Below are 21763 nucleotides of genomic sequence, written 5' to 3'. Positions count from 1 at the left end.
ACTTTGTATTCGTCGTTGAAAACATTGTATCACAAGGAGTTAATATGACCCTTTTTGTTTATCCTTTTCTTTTACACAATTATATGGACTTAATCTTTCCGGTTGATAATTCCGCGCAGCAGTTGATATATGTTCTTTTCCGGTTGATAATTCCGCGCAGCAGTTGATATATGTTCTTTTCCGGTTGATATCCCCGCGCAGCGGTTGATACATGTTCTTTTCCGGTTGATATCCCCGCGCACCGGTTGATACATGTTCTTTTCCGGTTGATATCCCCGCACACCGGTTGATACATGTTCTTTTCCGGTCGATATCCCCGCGCACCGGTTGATATATGTTCTTTTCCGGTTGCTATCCCCGCGCACCGGTTGATATATGTTCTTTTCCGGTTGATATCCTCGCGCAGCAGTTGATATATGTTCTTTTCCGGTTGATAATTCCGCGCAGCAGTTGATATATGTTCTTTTCCGGTTGCTATCCCCGCGCACCGGTTGATACATGTTCTTTTCTGGTCGATATCCCCGCGCAGCGGTTGATATATATTCTTCCAGTCGGTTCCACCTCTCTGGTTCAATTTTCATCATCTACAATCGATGTATTCAGTCCTTCATCTCCATAAATGACAAAAATTAGTCATAATAAAATTCGAACAAAGTATGTGCACATGTTATAATAGTCCTAAGTATGGTATCCTATCAATATATGGGGTATTTTAAAATGAACTGCACGAGGTGAACAAAGTGAGTAAAACTTCTACCGATATGATTGGAAAAGTTACTGATTCAAATCAACAACATACAACTTCTATCATCTCCGATATAAAATCACTTGTAAAAGGCATTGTGTTAATATCGAATGTTCTGCCGGTACTAACCGGATTGGCATTAGCGCTCTATTTTACCAATGCTTCTCTTGCGGAGAATTGGAATGTGATTCTACTGACATTAATTGGGAGTACCCTTGTTATGGCTGGAGCATTAATGCTTAATAATTGGTATGAAGTTGATCTCGACAAGGAGATGCAGCGGACAGAGAAGCGACCAACTGTTACAGGAAGCATTCCTCTTAAGATGGTTTTAACAATGGGAATCAGCACAACGATTCTTGGATTCATTCTTCTTTTATTTACAACATTTGAAGCGACGGTATATGCATTTATAGGTTGGTTTACTTATGTTGTATTGTATACGTTCTGGTCAAAACGAAAATATACACTCAATACAATCATTGGTAGTGTTTCCGGAGCAGTAACCCCTTTAATAGGGTGGGCTGCAATTGAATCAGCATATCATGTTGTTCCAATTGTACTAGCTTTGATCTTGTTTATCTGGCAAATTCCACATACGTTTGCCATCGCCATAAGAAGATGTGATGAATATAAAGCGGCTGGGGTACCGATGCTTCCAGTCGTATGTGGTGTCGAAGTGACAAAACGTCAAGCGCTTATCTATATAGCCTGCTTGCTTCCATTACCATTGTTTTTAACTTCGCTTGGCACAGCATTCGTCGTTCTTGCTTCGTTGCTGAATGTAGGTTGGCTGGCGCTTGGAATTAGTGGGCTTTTCACAAAAGATAACTTGAAATGGGCGAACAGGAACTTTTTCTATTCATTAAATTATGTGATCATCCTTTTTGGTATGATGATTGTATTTACCGGATTTTAATCTTAACATATGTACAAAAAAGCTATCTCCAAGGGCAGAGGATTTGTTTTATTGCTCGAAGAGGTAGCCTTTTTAGTTTAGCGAGCTTCTGTTGAGACCATCGTTGATTCCTTATGCTGGCTTGCTTTTTTGCCGTGCAAGAAGTAGTAGACACAGCCTCCTACTAAAGTAAGTCCCGCCATTGATATATATAACCCTTTAAAACCGATGACTGGTATTAAAAATCCAAGAAAGAAAGGTCCGATGCCAAGTCCTGTATCAAGGAAAATATAATACGTTGATGTTGCTAATCCAATGCGATGTTTTGGAGATTCTTTAACCGCAATTGCTTGTGCACTGGACAGAAATGTGCCATACCCAAGGCCAACGAAAATACCCGCTAATAAAATCAAATAACCTTGAATATCAGCAAAGCTTAAAATGAGAAAAGCCATTGCGAATAATAGAAAGGCGGGATACATCACAAAATTCTCCCCTTTTGTGTCAAACCAGCGTCCGACAAAAGGTCTTGAAACTAATGTCGCCACGGCGTAAAAAATAAAGAAGAAGCTGGCGATATCTACTACATCGATTGCGATCGCGTAGGAATTGATAAAAGATAAGATACTTGCATATCCAAGCCCCATAAAACCAGCGATAATGGCAATCGGAATCGCTCTTGGTTCAAGAAAACTACTTCGTTTAAATCCTTTTAAATCCTCCAATTGCTCTTTCGTAATTTCAGATTTAGGGACTGTTAAGAAAAAGGAACAAATAAAACTAAAGCCAAGCAGAATGATACATAGAATAAAGTTGATACTAAAATCCGCGTGCTGGTGGATAAACATACCAAGAAAAGGTCCTACAGCTGCAGCGAGTGTAATACTTAAGGCATAATAACCTATGCCCTCTCCATGCCTTTGTTTTGGAATGATAGATGCAACAATGGTTCCAGTGGCAGTGGATGCGATGCCTAAAGCTGCGCCATTCAAAAGGCGGATAAGATAAAGGAACATCAAACTATCGATCGTAAAATAAAGGAAGTTCGTTAATAATGTAAAAATAAAACCGATATAAAGAATCTTTTTTTGCCCAACGGTATCGACTAACCCTCCGGCAAATATCCTAGCAATCAAAATGCCGATGATAAAAATACTGGAAGCTAGACCTGCCTCACTGGGCGTGGCTTGGAATTGATCTACTGCAAAAACGGATATAGTGGCCATTAATAAATAAAAAGTAAAGTATAGAAAAAAATTGGCAGTTGATACAATGAGGAAATCTTTTGTCCACAATTTTGTGCTAGTCATCTATTTTTCCCCCTTTCTTGAAGCAAATTATCACGGATTTGAGGAATAAAATGAAAAGCAGCAAGTAGCTCTTCTTCAGGAATATCCTTTAAAACTTGATTTTCTAATCTCGTAATCCTCTCCCTGCAAGACTGATATACTACCTCTCCCTTTGATGTTAATTGGATGATTTTCTCCCGTCTATTTTTGCCAGGAATTTGTTCCATCAGCTCTTTCTTTTCTAGACGATGGACACTTCTTGTGATCGAAGGTTTCTCGATATGATAATAATTTGAAATGGTTACAAGTGTTGAAGGACCTTTCTTTTTGACGTAAAAAATAATCTGCCACAAGGAATAAGACAGGTCGTATTCCTTCAGCAGGTCATTTAACTTTGATGTGAGCGGCCGGTATAATAATAAATAACGCTGGAAAAAGCCTTGCATGTTATTCGCTCCTATCGTAACCTTAGATAATAGTTAACAAAGGTAACGATACATAAATTTTATGGAGCTGTCAATGTTTCATGGTAAAAATTCTTATTTCGTTTCCTAAATATGATACACTCTAAACGAGCATTTCCCTTGTATTACATAAACAGGAACGAAATATAGGAGCTATGCATACATGGAAAACTTTGAATCGAACAGGAATAAAAGACAGTTGACATGTCCAAACGTTTCCTTTCAATTTAGTTTAAAATTAAAAATGATCTTGCTTTTCAGCTTGCTGATCATCGGTATTTTTATCATTTTCGGATTATTTTTGCGTTCCTTTATTTCGGCTACTATGGAAGACCAAATCGGAAAAAGGGCGTTAGGTGTAGCGAAAAGCGTAGCAAATACACCTGAAATAAGAGAAGCCTTTGAACTTGAAAATCCAGCAAGGGTGATCCAGCAAATTGTTCAGCCTATCCAGGAAGCAACAGATGCGGAGTTTATCGTTGTTGGAAATGAAGAGGGTATTCGCTATTCCCATCCGGATCCTGATCGTTTAGGAGAAAAAATGGTAGGGGGCGATAATGACAGGGCACTAAATAAGGGTGAATCCTATATTTCCAAAAGCACAGGGTCGCTTGGACGATCCATTCGCGGCAAAGTGCCTATATACGATAACCATAACAATGTCATCGGCTTAGTTTCCGTTGGATTTTTAAACAATGATGTCCAAAGTATTATTCAAAATCAAAGCAAATCTTTGTGGTTTACGTTATTGGGGATTGTGCTTCTCGGAATTGTTGGGGCCATTTTCATTTCCCATTACATAAAAAGGCTTTTGTCTAATATGGAACCGGAGGAAATTAATCATTTATTATTGCAAAAAGAAGCGATTTTGCAGTCGACACATGAAGGGATTATAGCAGTGGATCACAATGGACTAATTACAATGATGAATACTGCTGCACAAAAGACGTTATTTGATAAACAAATACAAAATGCTGCCTATATGGGCAAACCAGTTAAGGATTTATTGCCGCATTCTAACATATATGACGTACTGACATACGGGGAAAGGCATTATGACAAAGAAATGATTCTTGGCAATGATGTCGTTCTCGTCAATCGAACGCCGATCTATCACGAACGAGCGATCACTGGGGCGGTGTCCACTTTTCGCAGTAAAACAGAAGTGGAGCATGTCACAAAAGAATTGCTGCAAATTAAGCAATATGCAAATGCACAGCGTGCGCAAACCCATGAATTTTCAAATAAGCTTTACATTATTTTAGGATTGTTGCAGCTTAATCAAATTCAAGAGGCCATTGATTTTATCAAAAAAGAAAATAATATCCAGCAGGAATGGTCGCGCTTTTTGCTTGAAAATGTGTCTGATCCAACGATACATGGTTTACTGCAAGGGAAATTCAATCAGGCAAATGAACTCGGCATTACCATGTTCATTCAGCCAGCTAGCCAACTGACCTACCCACTTACAGGCAGTAAAAAAGATGCTTTATTGACAGGCCTTGGCAATTTACTGGAAAATGCCATTGAGGCTGTGAACGTTCAAAATCGTTCTCAACGAGAAATTTCTATTTTCTTTACGGATATTGGTGAGGATATTGTCATCGAAATTGATGATTCTGGTCCGGGAATGAAAGGTGAGGGAAATATTTTTGAGCAAGGCTATTCTACGAAAATTGGTTTACATCGCGGTACCGGACTCGTCTTAACAAGACTTCAGCTACGAAAAGTTGGCGGCGAAATCATGCTGGAAGACGGGGAGTTAGGTGGAGCCTGTTTTATTATCATCATACCGAAGGAGGCTGAAAATGAAAATGAGTGAAAAATTCCAAGTCCTTATCATTGAAGATGATTTTAGAATCGCTGATATTCATCATCAATTTGTTGAAAAAATGGGAGATTTTATTGTACTGGAAAAAGTGAAAACCGGGAATGAAGCGTTAACCTATCTTCAAAATACGGAATCGATGCCAGATCTCATTTTATTGGATATTTATATTCCGGACGTTGAAGGTCTGGATTTATTATGGGAGCTCCGGACAACATTTCATCATATTGATATCATGATTGTAACCGCTGCAAATGACGTTGAAAAAGTAGAAGAATCGCTTCGGGCAGGTGTTTTTGATTATATTATCAAACCTGTGGATGTAGCACGTTTTGAGGAGACATTAAAACGATACAAACAACAGCGTCAATGGATTGCATCCAAAGAAGTGATGGAGCAGAGAGATATTGATTTTATCAGGAGGGGAGATGCTCTTGCTCCTTCCACTGACAATGGCAATCATAATTTGCCAAAAGGTATTGATCCACTTACATTAAATGAAATTACAAGTTTACTAAAAAATAATGAAGTGCAGGGAGTAACTGCTGTGGAGCTAAGTAAATTAATCGGTACAAGTCGATCAACTGCAAGACGTTATTTAGAATATTTGGTATCCGTTGAAAAAATCCGTACAACTCTGAAATACGGAAGTGTCGGCAGACCAGAGAGGAAATACGTATTAAAATAAATAACTTGTTCTCCTATCTGTGAAACTTATGAACAAAATGAAGAATAAAGAGGTTAAGCCGTTTATGTTTAGAAGGTTCCCCATGCAATGTATTCATGATATTTTTTAATTAATCTAAAAGTAACGGGTTACCCCCTTTTTTGGATGGAATTGCGAACGCTTTCATTGATGGTATGCTTTAATTCCATCATTTATAAGGCGGAAAGGAGAGACAAAATTGGATTTAAGTTTGATTGCATTTATTACGATATTTATTATTGTGTTACTGCTTATAAGCGGAAGAGTGTCACCAATTATTGCCTTGGTGCTTGTACCAATTATCGGTGCATTTTTTGCAGGTTTTGATATTACCCAAATCGGGGATTTCTTTGATGAAGGTATTGCATCCGTTATCAATGTTGTGATTATGTTTATTTTTGCAATCCTTTTCTTTGGGATTATGCAAGATGTCGGTTTGTTTGATCCACTTATCAATAAATTGATTGCTATTTCACGAGGGAACGTTATCGCGGTCAGTGTTGGGAGTGTTCTAATCGCAATGGTTGCACAATTGGATGGCTCTGGGGCTTCCACATTCTTAATTACCATTCCAGCGCTTCTCCCGCTATATAATCGATTGAAGATGAACCCATATTTACTCCTCTTATTGATCGGTGGAAGTGCAAGTGTGATGAACATGCTTCCATGGGCAGGCCCTTTGGGTCGTAGTGCTTCTGTACTAGAGATGGATGTTACCGAACTTTGGAGACCATTAATACCAATCCAAATCATTGGAATGGTACTTATGATCGGTTTAGCTGTTTTCCTTGGGTATTTTGAACAACGCAGAATTCGAAAAAAATATGGTGATGTACAATCTGCTGCTGCGTTAGAAGAAGAGGCAGATGAAGATCAATCCGCAAATGAACCTCAAAATCGTAAATGGCAGCGACCAAAATTACTATGGGTCAACATCATGTTAGCGATAGCCGTTATTGGTGTTCTCGTATGGGGCATCATTCCGGCAGGTTTTGTCTTTATGATTGGTGTCAGTATCGCACTGCCAATTAATTATCCGAAAATGAGCGATCAAATGGAGCGAATCCGTGCACATGCCCCGAACGCATTAATGATGGCAACGATTATTCTTGCGGCAGGTTCGTTCTTGGGAATATTAAATGGCACAGGTATGCTGGATTCAATTGCTGAAGATACTGTCAAAGTCTTGCCTGCTTTTGTCGCCCCTTATGTCCATTTGATTATAGGATTTCTAGGTGTACCATTTGAATTATTACTAAGTACAGATGCATATTATTTCGCACTGCTCCCTGTCGTTGATCAAATTGCAGCAGGTTTTGATATTGCTTCGTTATCGACTGCATATTCCATGATCATCGGAAGTATTGTTGGTACTTTTATTAGTCCGTTCTCCCCAGCGCTTTGGCTCGGGCTAGGCCTTGCAGGACTTGAGATGGGGAAACATATACGTTATTCCATTTTATGGTTGTGGGCCATCAGCATTATTTTATTAATCGTTGCGTGCTTGATGGGGATCATCACCTTATAAGCATAAAAATAAGACTGCAGGAGCGGATGCACTGCAGTCTTATTATATGTTTGCTAATGATTCTTTTATTTCTTCATAGTTGGCATCCCAAAACTTCGAATCATTTTGGAATGATTTTGTCATGAATTTGATAATTTCTTTAAACTTCTCTTGATAGTTTTCTGCATCTTTCGGTGGAATGCTTGCTTTATGTTTATCAACAAACGCTGCGGTATATACTGATTTTGGTCCCCATTTTGCAACTTCATTCCCGTTCGCATCAATAAATATATAAATTGGAACTGTGCGGGATTTTCCATTGGTCAAATACTGATCCATTAATTCTAAGTTTTCATCGCGTAGTAGAACACGGACTGGCATTTCTGTTTTTTCTGCAAAGCGAAATAAAATCGGCAGATCCATCATACAATGACCGCACCAAGGCTCGGCAAGAACAATTACCCTTAAGTTTTTCTCTTTTACAGACTGAAAGAATGCGTTATCCTCTGGTAACGTAAAGTTTTTATAAACATGATGAAAACCATCTTTTAGTTTATCCAATGTTTTTGTATATTCTTCAGATGTTAATCCCTTATTAAACCAACCATTTAAATCCACTTTCGATCGACTCCTTTTATGATGATAACTATTTTCAGTATAAGCGATTGAATTACTAACGTAAATGGAACTGCTTTAAACAGAGGGTTATGCATTGTTGTTCATTTTCATATATAATAAAACAAAAGAAAATTCTTTTGATCAGCGGGCCGAAAGGAGCAGTTCATTTGAAAACGACTGCCGAATTAGCAAACAGCGTCAAAATAAAAGAATACAAAAACGGAGTATCGATCTTGGAAAAAGATGAGCTTCTAGAATTTATCGGGAAAGGTAGAAGTGCGGTTGTTTTTAAAATGAAACATACAAACAAAGCACTTAAAATATTTTTCCCGACATGTGCACAAATTGCTAAAGAAGAAGCTGACATATATAGAGTACTTGAAGGGAACGTATATTTCCCAAGATTATATGAAGCAGGTGATAATTACTTAGTAATGGACTATATTCAAGGGGTAACATTATTTGACTGTCTGGCCCAGGGGATAGAACTTAACGAGTTAGTCATTCAACAAGTGGACAAGGCCTTACTTTCTGCGAAACGGCTCGGACTTAATCCTTCAGACATCCACCTTAAAAATATTATTTTACTGCCCGAAGGAAAAATTAAAATTATTGATGTTGCCAGATTTAGACAAACGAAAGATTGCCGCCAATGGAAAGATTTAAAGAAAGCTTTTTTTAAGTTTTACAAAAAGAATTTCTTTCCGAAAAAAATTCCTGTATTTTTATTAAATTTCATTGCATTTTTATATAAAAAGGTAAGTTTCTCATTGCCTGTTGTATACACTCTTTTTTAAACAAAAAATGCCGTTTGCACGATTGCTTTATCGTCAAACGGCATTTTTTTGAGGTTGTAATTATTTTTTCTGTGATCCTTTCGAAATAACCCATACAATGAGTGCAATCAATAACATAAGGCCAGCACTAACTAAAAATGGAAGCCCTAATACTTCAGCAACGGTTCCTGAAATAAAAGAACCTGCAACTGCCCCTAGCGAAAAGAAGGCATAAAAAATACCATATGCTTTCCCGCGATCGACTTTGGAAGATGTTTCTGCAACAATTTGATTCATCGAAGGAAAGACAAGTGCAAATCCGCCACCATAAACGATCATAGCGAAAATACTGCTAAGGAAACTAGGGATAAAGCTCAGCATTGCAAGTGCGATAGCGATAAATGCAATACCGGTTAAAACAAGTCCCAGAGATGCGTACCTGTCATAAATTTTATTGATTGGTGTTAAAAAGATAATTAAAGCCACGATTCCAAAAATACTTAAAAGCATTCCGGTTGTTTCGGATGTAAGACCTAAATCATCCACTTTTAAAGGAAGTGCAAAGGCCAACGTGCCATTACTTACCATTAATGCAAAAGCAGCGAGGGAAGCTTGCATCAGGAGCGGATGTTTTAGGAGAGGAATAAAATGTTTCAGAGCAACTTTGTTTCTTTCACTGGAAACGAAGGATTCTTTAATAAATCTTGCTATTAATATAGAAGATATGATAAATAAGCCTGAAATCATTAAAAAAACAGATTCGACGGAAGCCCGTGCTGCCATAATTCCGCCGATAGCGGGGCCTATAATAGCGGCAATCCCAATACTCGCTCCGGTAAAGGCCATTGTTTTTCCTCTTGATTTATTGCTAGACATATCACCAACATATGCAAAAGCAGCCGGAATTAATATTCCTCCCGCAAGCCCGTGCAGGAGTCGGAAAATAAAAAGCTGTTCGCCAGTTTGTGCGTACGGATAAAAAAATAAAACAATGGCAACCGTAACCATCCCGGTAAGCAGCATTCGCTTACGTCCAAATCGATCAATCCAATGGCCGCCAACAACATTTCCAAGCATATTTGTAAGGGAATAAACTGCGACAATCGCTCCTGCTAAAATATGAGAAGCCCCTAATCCGAGTGCATAAGGGGTGATGATTGGCAACTGTACGAATGTATCTAAAAATGCAACAATGATAATGAAATAAAGTAGCTTGTTCATGTAATCGACCTTCTCTTTCTCTATACTTCTTTCATTATAACGCTCCATAAGTTGCCTGTCACTTTATGTATGATAAGATTCATTTTTTTGTAATAAGACTGTCTCATAGGAAGATAATCTCCTTAAAGACAGTCTCATTACGGCTACGAATTGTTCCTATTGTTCATACTTTCTTCGGCGATTTGGATCATTCGTTTGACCATTTCGCCACCTACCGATCCATTTTCACGTGCAGTTGTGTCAGCTCCAAGCTTTACATCAAATTCATTTGCAATTTCTTCTTTCATTGCATTTACTGCATTTTCCGCTTCAGGCACTGACAATGCATTTTTGCTTCTGTCATCCGCCATCGGTAATCCCTCCTTGGGATCGTTGAACAATTGGATGAACAGGATCACCTGTTCATCCTTTATTTTAAGCAGAAAACATTCTTTTATCCGTTCCAAAATATGGGGATATAAAGTAATTTTCAATCAAATTTGAATCTTTACAAAATGAATAGAAATCGCTATGATAGTACCAATTATGGACATTGGGAGTGTTTACGATGTGGACATTTGAGCAATCGAAAACGTTAAAACGTTTACCAGAGCAATTTTTTGCAAAACTTGTTCAAAAAGTGCAGCGCCTGAAGGATGAAGGACATGACGTGATTAATCTTGGGCAAGGAAATCCTGATTTGCCGACGCCGCCTTCAATTGTAAAGGCCTTGCAAAAAGCAGCTGAAGATCCGGTCAATCATAAGTATTCACCATTTAGCGGCCATACATATTTTAAAGAAGCAGTAGCAAAATTTTATCAGAGGGAATATGGAGTGGAAGTAGATCCAAAAAGGGAAGTATCCATCCTTTTTGGAGCAAAAACAGGCTTAGTGGAGATTAGCCAATGCTTATTGAATCCAGGTGATTTGGCATTACTGCCTGATCCGGGCTATCCGGATTATTTGTCTGGTATGGCGCTTGCCGATGCAAAACAAATATTGATGCCATTGTTAAAAGAGAATCATTTTTTACCTGATTACCATGCTATTTCTGAAGAAGACGCAGAAAAGGCCAAACTTCTTTTCTTAAATTATCCAAACAATCCTACGTCAGCAACTGCGACAAAGGAGTTTTTTGATGAAACGGTAGCTTTTGCAAAAAAACATCATCTATGTGTCGTTCATGATTTTGCCTATGGGGCGCTCGGTTTTGATGGGGAGAAGCCGCGCAGTTTTCTCCAATCAGAAGGAGCAAAAGAAATTGGAGTCGAAATGTATACGATGTCAAAAACATATAATATGGCAGGATGGCGCGTCGCTTTTGCAGTAGGCAATCCATCTGTAATCGAAAGCATTGATTTAATCCAGGATCACTTGTATGTAAGTTTATTCGGCGCCATTCAGTATGCGGCGGCCCAGGCACTTCTTGGAGATCAGACTGCTGTAAGAGAACTGGTTCAAACTTATGAGCGCCGGCGCAATCGTTTTATCAAAGCAGTGAAGGAAATTGGCTGGAAAGTGGATATGCCAAAGGGGACATTCTTTGCCTGGCTTCCGGTTCCAAGTGGGTATACTTCACAGGAATTTGCTGATTTACTGCTTGAGAAAGCCCATGTTGCTGTGGCTCCTGGAAATGGATTCGGATGTACAGGTGAGGGATATGTACGGGTTGGACTGCTTGATTCAGAAGAAAGATTAGAGGTAGCTGCCAAACGCATAGGAGAATTAGGTTTGTTTTAGGAAATAAAGGACTTGCGTTAAAGCAAGTCCTCCCTGAATTTAAGTCGAAGGTCGATTTGATTTGCTGTATTTCTTCTCATCTTTTGTTTTCATTGCATTTAACTCTTCTTTGCTTTTGTTTTTTGTTTTCGTTTTATCTTTTGCCAATGAAAATGCCTCCTTTATATTTAGTATGGTACACTTCATAAAAAATAATAGGTTAAAAAATTTTTCCCTTGTTTAATCTTGCAATCCATGTATAATTGTTAATGAATTCAAAATAAAATAATCGATTTAAAATGATCACCTCTAGGGGAGCTTTATGAAGCTGAGAAAGACGCAAACAGTCTTGACCCTTGAACTTGAACTAGTTAGTACTAGCGGAAGGAAGCGGTGTGGTATTTTGTATATTTTTGTATTGGCAACAATACAGATATTTGACGTACGATACATGCTAAAGCCACTTTCTTCGTGAAAGGGCTTTTTTTAATGGAAATGGAGGATTATCAAATGGAAAAAGATATCCAATCGATTATGAAGCAGGTAGATGAGAGGCAAGAAGAACTGCTTGATTTATTAAAAACATTAATTCGTTTTAGGACACCTGCACCACCAGCACGAAACACGGAAGAGGTACAAGCATATATTGCATCATTTTTAAAAAACAAAGGTTTTGATATTGACACGTGGGATGTATATCCGAATGACCCGAATGTTGTCGGAGTATTAAAAGGAAAAGAATCGGATGCTTATCAGAGCCTAATGATTAATGGTCATGTTGATGTTGCAGAAATTGGAGAGGATGAACAATGGGAAGTTGATCCGTTTATCCCGGTTGTGAGAGATGACGTGATCATTGGACGCGGAGCAGCAGATATGAAAGGTGGGCTTGCTGGAGCTTTATTTGCGATTCAACTGCTTTTTGAAGCCGGCGTTGAACTGCCGGGAGATCTGACTTTTCAATCGGTAATCGGTGAAGAAGTTGGAGAAGCAGGTACACTGGAATGCTGCAAGCGGGGTTATGAGGCGGACTTTGCCGTTGTTGTGGATACGAGTGATTTAGAGATTCATGGTCAAGGCGGTGTGATAACAGGGTGGATTACGATTAAAAGTGAGAATACGTATCATGATGCGACCAGAAGAAATATGGTCCATGCAGGTGGAAATTTATTCGCAGCAAGTGCCATTAATAAAATGGTGAAAATTTTAAATGGTCTGGAGGACCTGGAGCGCCACTGGGCTGTGACGAAAAGTTACCCTGGTTATCCGCCTGGAACAAATACGATTAATCCCGCTGTAATTGAAGGGGGGCGACACGCAGCATTTATTGCAGATGAATGCCGCCTATGGATTACAGTTCATTATTATCCAAATGAAACACATGAAACGGTGGCTAAAGAAGTAGAAGAGCACATCCTAAACGTCGCTGCAGCAGACCCATGGCTAAAGGAAAATCCCCCTCTTTTTACATGGGGAGGAACGTCTATGATTGAAGATCGCGGCGAAATTTTCCCTTCTTTGGAAGTGGATGAGAATCACGAAGCAGTGAACCTTTTGGCAAATTCACATCAACATGTTACAGGTGCAGAAGTCATTAAAGGTGTTTCTCAATCTGTAACAGATGGTGGCTGGCTTGGAGATGCAGGTATTCCAACAGCTATTTATGGTCCTGGTGATACATTCAATGCACATAGTGTTAATGAACAGCTTTCCATTTCACAATTGATAGACTACACAAAAATAATGATTAAATTTATTTATGAATGGACACATACAGCTAAAACAAAACAAGGAGTGTCAGCCAACCATGATCCATCAGCAGAAAATGCAAGCTCGATGTAAAAATAGCCTTCAGAATGTGAGGGAAATCAGATGAGCAAAGCCGTACTCGAATTTAAAGATGTGTCTTTTCAATATCAGGAAACGGACAAGTCAATAGATCTGCTTGATTCACTTCACTTCCGGGTTTTTGACGGGGAGTTTATCAGTATTATTGGTGCGAGTGGTTCAGGTAAATCAACGTTGTTCCGTCTGATTACTGGCCTAGAGCAGCCTGTGAGTGGATCGATCCATATAAACGGGGAGCAGCGGCCAAATCGACTAGGCAGTGTTGGTTACATGCCCCAGCAAGATTTACTCATGCCATGGCGCACTATCTATGAGAATGCTGTATTGCCGCTCGAGATAAAAGGTGTTAGCAAGCAGGATGCACATCAGCAGGTTGTGAAAGGATTGAAAGAATTTGGGCTAAGTGGGTATGAGCAGAACTATCCAAGCGACTTATCCGGTGGAATGAAACAGCGCGTATCTTTTTTAAGAGCTGTCTTAAGCGGTTCCAATATCTTGCTGCTGGACGAGCCGTTTAGTGCACTGGATGCGATGACAAAACTGTCGATGCAGGAGTGGTTGCTTGCGCAGTGGGAGAAAAGAGGCCAAACCATTTTATTTATTACCCATGATGTAAATGAGGCATTATTTTTATCTGATCGTATTTTTATTTTAACAGAGAGGCCCGTAAAACAGCTCAAAGAAGCAGTTGTCCCAATGAATCGCCCACGAACCTTAAGTGGTCTTCATGCTCCGGAAGTAACAAAAATGAAGGAGCAGCTAATTGAACAACTTCGAGAGAGGATTAGCCTATGAGAAATTATCTCCCCTCGATTTTATTAATTGCTGTTTTCGTCATCGTTTGGGAGGTTGGGGCAAGGATTGTTAATACGGAATTTATTTTACCAGCTCCTTCAGGAATTGGACTCAAACTTTGGGACTTAAAAGGATTGCTCTTGAAAGAACATCTCACGTCCACATTACTGATTATTGTGATTGGGCTTGCCATTTCCATTGTGCTTGGAATTGCTCTAGCGATTACGATGACGCAAAGCAGCGTAATGGAAAAAACATTTTATCCGATTATTATTACATCACAAACAATTCCAATCATCGCACTTGCTCCAATTTTTGTACTGTGGTTCGGGTATTCGATATGGAGTAAAGTCGTTGTGACAATTTTAATCACATTTTTTCCGATAACGGTTAGCACATACGACGGGCTGCGTTCCAGCAGTAAAGAGCTAAAGGAATTGCTGTTAACCATGGGGGCAAGCAAAAAGGATATATTTTTCAAATTAGATGTTCCTTCTGCTATCCCTTACTTTTTTTCTGGCATGAAAGTGGCTGTACCGCTCAGTGTAATCGGCGCTGCTATTGGTGAATGGCTGGGCGCCCAAGAAGGACTTGGCTACTTCAGCAGAAGAATGATGACGCAGTTTGACGGTGCGGGTGTGTTTGCACCGATTGTCATCCTATCATTATTAGGAATTATTTTCTTTTTAATTGTAATTATGTTCGAAAAAAAGGCATTAAAATGGAGGAAATAACATTGAAAAAAGCATTGGTATTATTTATATCTATAGCTCTAGGAGCTACTCTTACGGCATGTGGGGATAAAGAAGCAACAGGAAAAGCAGATGAATTAAAGGAACTGGACGTTATGCTTGATTGGTATCCGAATGCTGTACATAGCTTTTTATATGTAGCAAAAGAAAAAGGATATTTTGAAGAAGAAGGGCTCGACGTATCGATTCAATTTCCGGCAAATCCGACAGACCCGCTCAATTTAGCGGCTTCCGGAAAAATAGATATCGGATTTTATTATCAGCCGGATGTCATTATGGCAAGAGCAAATGAAGACATCCCAGTAAAGTCAACAGGTGTTGTTGTTCGTTCACCACTAAATCATCTTGTGTTTAAAGAAGATAGTCCTGTACAAACACCGAAAGATTTTGAAGGCAAAAAAGTCGGCTACCCAGGTATTCCTTTAAATGAAGCTATCTTAAAAACAATGGTGAAAAGTGACGGCGGGGATCCAGAAGCAGTTGAAATGGTCAATGTAGAATTTGAATTAGGATCTTCACTTATTGCTGACAAAGTAGACGGTGTGATCGGAGCTTATATTAATCACGAAGTTCCGGTGCTTGAAAGTAAAGGGCATGGGATCGCATATAATAATCCTGTTGATTATGGTGTCCCAAGTTACTATGAACTAGTAGGTGTAACAAGTGACCAAACATGGGAAGACGAGCAAAAAAAGATTGAAGCATTTTGGCGTGCAGCAGAAAAAGGATATGATTTTATGGAAAAAAAGCCAGACGAAGCGTTGGATATTCTGTTAGATAATCAGGACGAGGCTAATTTCCCGCTGGATGAGGAAGTGGAGACAAAAAGCATGGAAATTTTACTGCCAAAAATGGAATCTGAACATGGTTTTGGAAGCCAAAGTGAAGATGCATGGCAAGAGACAGCTGATTGGCTGAAGGAAACAGGATTAATTGAAGAAATACCAGAGATGGAAGATTTGTTTGTAGAATAGCGAAGCTTTAAATCTATCGTAAACGAAATAAAATGAATGTTGACAATCAGCCTCTATACTGTATATTATTCTAGTAATAGAATGATAGAGAATAGAGGTTTTTTATGATGAAGTTACGTGATATGATGTACATTTCTTTATTTGCAGCAATTGTTGGTGTATTAGGTTTCTTCCCTCCAATACCACTTCCGTTCAGTCCCGTACCGATTACCGCTCAAACACTTGGAGTGATGCTAGCCGGAGGGATTTTAGGAGCACGTCGGGGCGGTCTAAGTTTACTCTTATTTATCATCCTTGTTGCCATTGGTACGCCACTTTTATCAGGTGGAAGGGGCGGATTAGGTCCATTGCTTGGCCCTGGCGGAGGATATATTATTAGTTGGCCTATAGCTGCATGGACAATCGGTTATCTTGTAGAAAAAAGTTGGAATAAATTATCATTATGGAAGATACTCTTGTACAATGTACTAGGTGGAATTTTATTAATCTATGCTGGTGGCGTTACTTATTTATCCATTGCAGGAAATCTCCCGTGGCTGCCAACAGCTATCAGCGCACTTGCATTTTTGCCTGGTGACTTAACGAAAGCTGTAGTTTCCAGCTATATTACATGGAAAATCAGCAAAGCATACCCGCTGATAACTCCAAAAAAGCACCAACAACCAATAAAAAGGGTGGGATAAATGGGAATTGGGAAACAGATTGAACAGATCGCACAAGAGCATCCAGACAAAGCAGCGCTTATATTCAAAAATAACTTTATAACGTATGATGCATTTTATCAATCCATATGCCATATACAAAAACACCTATTATATATTGGTGATACGAAAAGGCCTCAAAAAGTTGCCGTTCTTATCGGAAACGAGCCGGCATTTCTTGAAGTATTCTTTGCGGTAGTGACACTTGGATGGACCGCAATTCCTTTTGATCCAAAATGGAGTGAAAGGGAAGCAGCACAGGTAATGAGCAAAGCAGAAGCTGATATCTATTTAAAAAGTAAACAATTTACGGAATATGCTCCGTACATGGTTGACGCAGCTTATGATATCGAAGAAATAAAAGCCACTCCTATCATTGGCGATTCGCTGCCTCCATGGAATGTACATACTTCTGAACATTTTTATCTTGGATTTACATCTGGTTCAACAGGATCTCCAAAAGGATTTATTAGAAACCATACGTCTTGGTTAGAAAGCTTTAAAGCAGGTGAGGAAGCATTTCAATATGGAAGGGATGATGTCATTATGGCACCCGGGCCGTTATGTCATTCCTTATCCTTATTTGGAGCGATCCATGCACTCCATATGGGTGCCACTTTTCATTTGACAACAACTTTTTCTGCATCAAGCATTCTCAGTCATTTAAGAAAAGGATGTACAAGTGTCTTATACGCAGTTCCTACAATGCTACAAAGCCTTATGCAACATCTAACAAAACCGATCAAAAGAAAAATCACCTTTCTTTCTTCAGGCGCAAAACTGGATTCCAGATTGAGACATAAACTAGGAAACGCATTTCCAGAAAGTATTATTTATGAATATTACGGTGCTTCTGAATTAAGCTATGTTTCTTTTTCTTCGGAAGAGCTATCTTCCAAATACCCGGGTAGCGTAGGAAAGCCCTTTCCAGGAGTACAAATAACGGTACGAAATAGCAACGGGGAACCAGTACCAAACGGAAATATTGGAAAAATATATATCGAAAGTGATTTTTTATTTGATGGGTATGTCCATGAACCAGAAGAAACGAAAAAAGTATTAACCGATTTTGGTGCGAATATTGAAGATCTTGGATGGATGAATGATGAAGGTGTTCTTACGATCGTTGGCAGAGAAAAGAACATGATGATCAGTGGAGGGCTGAATGTTTTTCCTGAAGAAATAGAAAAAGTAATGAAAGAAAAGGATACAGTAAAAGAAGCAATTGTAATCGGAATACAGGATGAATACTGGGGGCAAAAGGTGATAGCTTTGATTCAATGGAAAGGGAAAGCATATCCGGATTCTCTCCATTTGCATTGCAAACAGCGATTAGCTTCTTATAAAGTACCAAAAGCTTTTTATGAAATAGAAGCGTTTCCTTATACATCCACTGGTAAAATTGCACGGAAGGAAATTGAAATGAAATGGCGTGATTTGATAAATGAATACACCTGTAATTGTTAAAGCAAAACGGACAGCTGTAGGTAAAGTTGGCGGCATATTTAAAAACGTTGCTCCTGAAAAGTTAGGCGCAGCGGTTATTCAAGCATTGATCAAGGAAAGTAAAATGGATCCGGCAGCCATTGATGAAGTGATCCTTGGAAATGTTGTCGGTCCAGGTGGTAATATGGCAAGACTTACAGCACTTTCAGCCGGACTTCCAGCAGATGTTCCGGGTGTTACAGTCGACAGGCAATGTGGATCAGGTCTAGAAGCTATTCAAATGGCGTGTAGACATGTTCAAGCTGGTGCTGGAGAAATTTATATTGCTGGTGGGATTGAAAGCAGTAGCTTGGCGCCTTGGAAATTGGCAAAGCCTGCTTCCCTGTATCAACCACCGACATTATTCACACGTGCACGTTTTTCTCCTGATACGATTGGTGATCCAGAAATGGGAGAAGCGGCTGAAAACGTAGCAAAAGCGTATCAAATTTCCAGAGAAGAGCAGGATTTATTTGCTTATCATAGCCATCAAAAAGCAATTGCTGCCCAAGAGGAAAATAGATTTACGGAAGAAATCACAGTCGTACAGGGGAAAGATCAGGATGAATGTCCCAGGTCTCGATTAACGATGAAACGGCTTGCTAAGCTGCCTGCCCTTTTTAAAGAAAATGGTACGGTAACAGCAGGTAATGCGTGTCCCGTGAATGATGGGGCTGCTGCTGTTTTAGTCATGTCTGAGAAAAAGTGCCAGGAACTTGGCTTAAAACCAATATTAAAATTTATTGATGCGACAAGTGCTGGAGTAGATCCAAATCTTCTTGGTGTAGGACCCATTCCTGCTGTTCATAAACTGCTGAATCGAACAAATTTGTCAATGAAAGATATTGATGTAATCGAATTTAATGAAGCATTTGCTTCCCAAGTATTAGCATCTGCAAAGGAACTTGCTATTGAGTTTGATCGAATGAATGTTGGCGGAGGAGCACTTGCTTTTGGTCACCCGTACGGTGCTTCGGGTGCCATTCTTGTTACACGCTTATGTACAGAAATTCAAAGGCTAAAAGGAAAACGAGCGCTGGCAACACTTGGAATTGGCGGCGGGCTTGGATTAGCAGCGCTATTTGAGAGGTGTGAATAAACTGGAAAAGGTATCCCAATTATAAAAGGGGATTAAACACGAATATATAGGATAAGGGGGACAGCCCCCTTACCCTATATATTTACACCGCTTGCCATTTGTTGCTTAAGCTCCAGTCTTCGTTGATGGAGGATAGGCTCCGTATACCCGCTTGGCTGATCTCTTCCCTTCAACACGAGATCGCAAGCAGCCTGGAAAGCGATTGATTTTTCAAAGTCATTAGACATTGGCATATAGTCTGGATCGTTTGCATTTTGCTCATCTACAATCTTGGCCATACGCTTCATCGTTTCGATTACTTGTTCTTTTGTACATATTCCGTGGTAGAGCCAATTGGCAATGTGCTGGCTTGAAATTCTTAAGGTAGCACGGTCTTCCATTAATCCAACATTATTTATATCCGGCACTTTCGAACAGCCTACACCCTGATTAATCCAGCGAACAACATAACCTAAGATTCCCTGTGCATTATTATTCAATTCTTCTTGAATTTCATCATTGCTCCAATTTGATTCTTCAGCAATTGGTATTGTCAGTAGATCGTTTTGGAGTGTTGTGATTTGTTTTTCTAATTCGATTTGCTTATCTTTTACATTTATTTGATGATAATGGATCGCATGTAATGTCGCTGCTGTAGGTGATGGAACCCACGCAGTATTCGCACCTGCTTTTGGATGTGCTAGTTTTTCATCAAGCATGTTTTTCATTTTATCGGGAGCTGCCCACATGCCTTTTCCGATTTGTGCATGATTCGAAAAACCTGCACCAAGTCCAGTAAATACATTCGATTTTTCATAGGCAGCGATCCAGGTAGATGCTTTCATATCTTGCTTTCTGATCATTGGGCCTGCTTCCATAGATGTATGAATTTCATCTCCCGTACGATCCAGAAAACCAGTATTAATAAATGCGATACGTTCTTTTACTTCTTTAATAGCGGCTTTCAGGTTGAGAGAAATACGGCGCTCCTCATCCATTAAACCAATTTTTAGTGTATTTCTTTCTAGAGATAGCATATCTTCTACACGGTTAAAAAGCTTGTTTGCAAAAGCTGCTTCTTCTGGACTATGCATTTTTGGTTTCACAATATAGATAGAACCCTTACGTGAATTGTCATAAACGCCCTTTTTCAGCAATGAATGTTTTCCTATTAAACTCGTAATCACAGCATCTAACATTCCTTCGTAAACCTCTGCATTATCTTTGTTTAATATAGCACTATTTGTCATTAAATGCCCTACATTACGTACAAACATCAGAGATCTTCCGAATAAGGAAAATTCTTTATGATCAAGAGATTGATAGATTCGATCTGGATTCAGTGTACGTGTTACTTCTTTCCCACCTTTTTTAAATGATGTGGATAAATCGCCCTTCATTAATCCAAGCCAGTTACGATAAACCTCTACTTTATCCTCCGCATCAACTGCTGCAACGGAATCTTCACAGTCAATAATGGTAGAAAGTGCTGCCTCTAATACAATATCTTTGATTCCAGCATCATCTGTTTTTCCGATTGGATCGGAAGGATCAATTTGCATATCAAAGTGTAAACCATTATTTTTAAATAAGATCGACGTAGGGCTATTTGCATTCCCCTGAAAACCAGTTAGCTTTTCATTTTCTTTTAAACTAGTTACGGTACCATCTTTAAGCGTAACAACTAATTCACCATCAACGATCGAATAGTTCCCGACGTTTTTATGTGTACCCTTTTGGAGAGGGATGGTTTCGTCTAAAAATTCTCTTCCGAATTCAATTACTTTTTGACCGCGGATCGGATTATATTCGGCCGTTTTATCTGCTCCATTTTCCTCACTAATGACATCTGTTCCGTAAAGTGCATCATAGAGACTGCCCCAGCGAGAATTGGCAGCATTTAATGCATAACGCGAATTATTGACCGGAACAACGAGCTGAGGTCCAGCTTGTTTCAACTCGTCATCTACATTTTCTGTTTCAATACGAAAATCTTCCGGAATAGGTTGCAGGTACCCTATCTCTTTTAAAAATTGTTTGTACGAGTGGAAATCATTTGACTTATTTTCTTTATGGTACTGATTCATTTTCTCCTGTAAGTCTTTTCTCTTTTCAAGGATAGCGTCATTTTCAGGTGTTAAATCATTAATCAGTTTTTCAAAATCAATCCAAAACTGTTGTGTATCAGTTTCACTTCCAGGGATTGCCTCTTTATTAATGAATTCATAAAGGTTTTTGGCAACTTTCAGTGATCCTACATCTACATATCCATTCATATTTTAACCCTCCATTAAAAATTGCAGCTTTTGTTATATAACAGAACCTTAGTGAGTATTATAGACAGAAATTTCAAGAAAGTCAATCAGATATGGAAAATAA

The 21763-nt window shown here is 39.1% G+C and carries 20 protein-coding genes and 1 riboswitch; of the genes, 13 read left to right on the top strand and 7 right to left on the bottom strand.

The genetic code is table 11. From position 1 onward, the window contains the following. Positions 1-89 precede the first annotated feature (89 nt). Positions 90-581 (bottom strand): hypothetical protein, encoded by a 492-nt coding sequence (locus tag J2Z81_RS12300; RefSeq protein WP_226371459.1) that lies wholly within the window; start codon positions 579-581, stop codon positions 90-92. Positions 582-731: 150 nt separating this feature from the next. On the opposite strand from J2Z81_RS12300, the gene cyoE reads away from it, so the two are divergent. Then, the gene (gene cyoE, locus J2Z81_RS12295) at positions 732-1664 is read left to right on the top strand and encodes a heme o synthase (RefSeq protein WP_029268829.1); all 933 of its coding nucleotides are present in this window, start codon (positions 732-734) and stop codon (positions 1662-1664) included. Between the two features lie 77 nt (positions 1665-1741). Here cyoE and J2Z81_RS12290 read toward each other — a convergent pair whose 3' ends face one another. Both J2Z81_RS12290 and J2Z81_RS12285 read right to left on the bottom strand, forming a co-directional pair. Then, on the bottom strand, positions 1742-2953 hold the full coding sequence (locus J2Z81_RS12290; RefSeq protein WP_226371458.1) for an MFS transporter: 1212 nt from the start codon (positions 2951-2953) through the stop codon (positions 1742-1744). After that, the gene (locus tag J2Z81_RS12285) at positions 2950-3378 is read right to left on the bottom strand and encodes a MarR family winged helix-turn-helix transcriptional regulator (RefSeq protein ID WP_029268833.1); all 429 of its coding nucleotides are present in this window, start codon (positions 3376-3378) and stop codon (positions 2950-2952) included. The genes J2Z81_RS12290 and J2Z81_RS12285 overlap by 4 nt, the downstream gene beginning before the upstream one ends. Positions 3379-3559: 181 nt before the next feature. On the opposite strand from J2Z81_RS12285, the gene J2Z81_RS12280 reads away from it, so the two are divergent. The 3 genes from J2Z81_RS12280 to J2Z81_RS12270 all read left to right on the top strand — a co-directional run bounded on the left by J2Z81_RS12280 (position 3560) and on the right by J2Z81_RS12270 (position 7458). Then, positions 3560-5218, top strand: a complete 1659-nt coding sequence (locus tag J2Z81_RS12280) for an ATP-binding protein (protein ID WP_226371457.1) — start codon at positions 3560-3562, stop codon at positions 5216-5218. Beyond that, complete coding sequence (locus tag J2Z81_RS12275) at positions 5211-5912, top strand: response regulator (RefSeq protein WP_226371456.1); 702 nt, start codon at positions 5211-5213, stop codon at positions 5910-5912. Before J2Z81_RS12280 ends, J2Z81_RS12275 begins: the two co-directional genes overlap by 8 nt. Positions 5913-6129: 217 nt before the next feature. Further along, positions 6130-7458: a CitMHS family transporter gene (locus J2Z81_RS12270; protein ID WP_029268838.1), complete on the top strand. Its 1329-nt coding sequence runs from the start codon at positions 6130-6132 to the stop codon at positions 7456-7458. Between the two features lie 42 nt (positions 7459-7500). On the opposite strand, the gene J2Z81_RS12265 is transcribed toward J2Z81_RS12270, so the two are convergent. Then, positions 7501-8055 carry a thioredoxin family protein gene (locus J2Z81_RS12265; protein WP_029268840.1) on the bottom strand — a complete coding sequence of 185 codons (555 nt, stop codon included), beginning with the start codon at positions 8053-8055 and terminating at the stop codon, positions 7501-7503. 233 nt (positions 8056-8288) lie between these two features. Between J2Z81_RS12265 and J2Z81_RS12260 the strand changes: the two genes are divergently transcribed. After that, on the top strand, positions 8289-8852 hold the full coding sequence (locus tag J2Z81_RS12260; protein WP_226374365.1) for an AarF/UbiB family protein: 564 nt from the start codon (positions 8289-8291) through the stop codon (positions 8850-8852). A gap of 60 nt (positions 8853-8912) precedes the next feature. On the opposite strand, the gene J2Z81_RS12255 is transcribed toward J2Z81_RS12260, so the two are convergent. Continuing rightward, entirely contained in the window at positions 8913-10052 is a 1140-nt protein-coding gene (locus tag J2Z81_RS12255; protein ID WP_226371455.1) for an MFS transporter, read from the bottom strand. Between the two features lie 143 nt (positions 10053-10195). Next, positions 10196-10402: an alpha/beta-type small acid-soluble spore protein gene (locus J2Z81_RS12250; RefSeq protein WP_029268847.1), complete on the bottom strand. Its 207-nt coding sequence runs from the start codon at positions 10400-10402 to the stop codon at positions 10196-10198. Between the two features lie 197 nt (positions 10403-10599). Here J2Z81_RS12250 and J2Z81_RS12245 point away from each other — a divergent pair, with 197 nt between their 5' ends. From J2Z81_RS12245 to J2Z81_RS12210, 8 genes are all read left to right on the top strand, one after another. Then, positions 10600-11772 (top strand): pyridoxal phosphate-dependent aminotransferase, encoded by a 1173-nt coding sequence (locus J2Z81_RS12245; protein WP_029268849.1) that lies wholly within the window; start codon positions 10600-10602, stop codon positions 11770-11772. Between the two features lie 280 nt (positions 11773-12052). Beyond that, positions 12053-12157: riboswitch (TPP riboswitch) on the top strand. A gap of 104 nt (positions 12158-12261) precedes the next feature. Continuing rightward, positions 12262-13593 (top strand): acetylornithine deacetylase, encoded by a 1332-nt coding sequence (locus tag J2Z81_RS12240; protein ID WP_029268850.1) that lies wholly within the window; start codon positions 12262-12264, stop codon positions 13591-13593. 30 nt (positions 13594-13623) lie between these two features. Continuing rightward, complete coding sequence (locus J2Z81_RS12235; protein ID WP_226371454.1) at positions 13624-14394, top strand: ABC transporter ATP-binding protein; 771 nt, start codon at positions 13624-13626, stop codon at positions 14392-14394. After that, on the top strand, positions 14391-15128 hold the full coding sequence (locus tag J2Z81_RS12230; RefSeq protein ID WP_029268854.1) for an ABC transporter permease: 738 nt from the start codon (positions 14391-14393) through the stop codon (positions 15126-15128). Before J2Z81_RS12235 ends, J2Z81_RS12230 begins: the two co-directional genes overlap by 4 nt. Before the next feature lie 2 nt (positions 15129-15130). Beyond that, on the top strand, positions 15131-16120 hold the full coding sequence (locus J2Z81_RS12225; RefSeq protein WP_226981349.1) for an ABC transporter substrate-binding protein: 990 nt from the start codon (positions 15131-15133) through the stop codon (positions 16118-16120). 104 nt (positions 16121-16224) lie between these two features. Next, on the top strand, positions 16225-16803 hold the full coding sequence (locus J2Z81_RS12220; RefSeq protein WP_226374367.1) for a biotin transporter BioY: 579 nt from the start codon (positions 16225-16227) through the stop codon (positions 16801-16803). Further along, on the top strand, positions 16804-18288 hold the full coding sequence (locus tag J2Z81_RS12215) for an AMP-binding protein (RefSeq protein ID WP_029268860.1): 1485 nt from the start codon (positions 16804-16806) through the stop codon (positions 18286-18288). Further along, positions 18266-19405, top strand: a complete 1140-nt coding sequence (locus J2Z81_RS12210) for a thiolase family protein (RefSeq protein WP_029268862.1) — start codon at positions 18266-18268, stop codon at positions 19403-19405. Before J2Z81_RS12215 ends, J2Z81_RS12210 begins: the two co-directional genes overlap by 23 nt. Positions 19406-19479: 74 nt before the next feature. On the opposite strand, the gene J2Z81_RS12205 is transcribed toward J2Z81_RS12210, so the two are convergent. Then, positions 19480-21660, bottom strand: a complete 2181-nt coding sequence (locus J2Z81_RS12205) for a malate synthase G (RefSeq protein ID WP_029268864.1) — start codon at positions 21658-21660, stop codon at positions 19480-19482. Positions 21661-21763 lie beyond the last annotated feature (103 nt).

It is taken from the genome of Virgibacillus alimentarius, from assembly GCF_017874635.1.
In the GTDB taxonomy this organism is placed as follows: domain Bacteria; phylum Bacillota; class Bacilli; order Bacillales; family Amphibacillaceae; genus Virgibacillus_B; species Virgibacillus_B alimentarius.
This window is presented reverse-complemented; position numbering and strand designations above follow the sequence as displayed.

Coding starts and splice junctions, on each gene's coding strand:
- J2Z81_RS12300 (WP_226371459.1), bottom strand. CDS start 581: ATGAAAATTGAACCAGAGAGGTGGAACCGACTGGAAGAATATATATCA.
- J2Z81_RS12290 (WP_226371458.1), bottom strand. CDS start 2,953: ATGACTAGCACAAAATTGTGGACAAAAGATTTCCTCATTGTATCAACT.
- J2Z81_RS12285 (WP_029268833.1), bottom strand. CDS start 3,378: ATGCAAGGCTTTTTCCAGCGTTATTTATTATTATACCGGCCGCTCACA.
- J2Z81_RS12280 (WP_226371457.1), top strand. CDS start 3,560: ATGGAAAACTTTGAATCGAACAGGAATAAAAGACAGTTGACATGTCCA.
- J2Z81_RS12275 (WP_226371456.1), top strand. CDS start 5,211: ATGAGTGAAAAATTCCAAGTCCTTATCATTGAAGATGATTTTAGAATC.
- J2Z81_RS12255 (WP_226371455.1), bottom strand. CDS start 10,052: ATGAACAAGCTACTTTATTTCATTATCATTGTTGCATTTTTAGATACA.
- J2Z81_RS12250 (WP_029268847.1), bottom strand. CDS start 10,402: ATGGCGGATGACAGAAGCAAAAATGCATTGTCAGTGCCTGAAGCGGAA.
- J2Z81_RS12245 (WP_029268849.1), top strand. CDS start 10,600: ATGTGGACATTTGAGCAATCGAAAACGTTAAAACGTTTACCAGAGCAA.
- J2Z81_RS12240 (WP_029268850.1), top strand. CDS start 12,262: ATGGAAAAAGATATCCAATCGATTATGAAGCAGGTAGATGAGAGGCAA.
- J2Z81_RS12235 (WP_226371454.1), top strand. CDS start 13,624: ATGAGCAAAGCCGTACTCGAATTTAAAGATGTGTCTTTTCAATATCAG.
- J2Z81_RS12230 (WP_029268854.1), top strand. CDS start 14,391: ATGAGAAATTATCTCCCCTCGATTTTATTAATTGCTGTTTTCGTCATC.
- J2Z81_RS12220 (WP_226374367.1), top strand. CDS start 16,225: ATGATGAAGTTACGTGATATGATGTACATTTCTTTATTTGCAGCAATT.
- J2Z81_RS12215 (WP_029268860.1), top strand. CDS start 16,804: ATGGGAATTGGGAAACAGATTGAACAGATCGCACAAGAGCATCCAGAC.
- J2Z81_RS12210 (WP_029268862.1), top strand. CDS start 18,266: ATGAATACACCTGTAATTGTTAAAGCAAAACGGACAGCTGTAGGTAAA.
- J2Z81_RS12205 (WP_029268864.1), bottom strand. CDS start 21,660: ATGAATGGATATGTAGATGTAGGATCACTGAAAGTTGCCAAAAACCTT.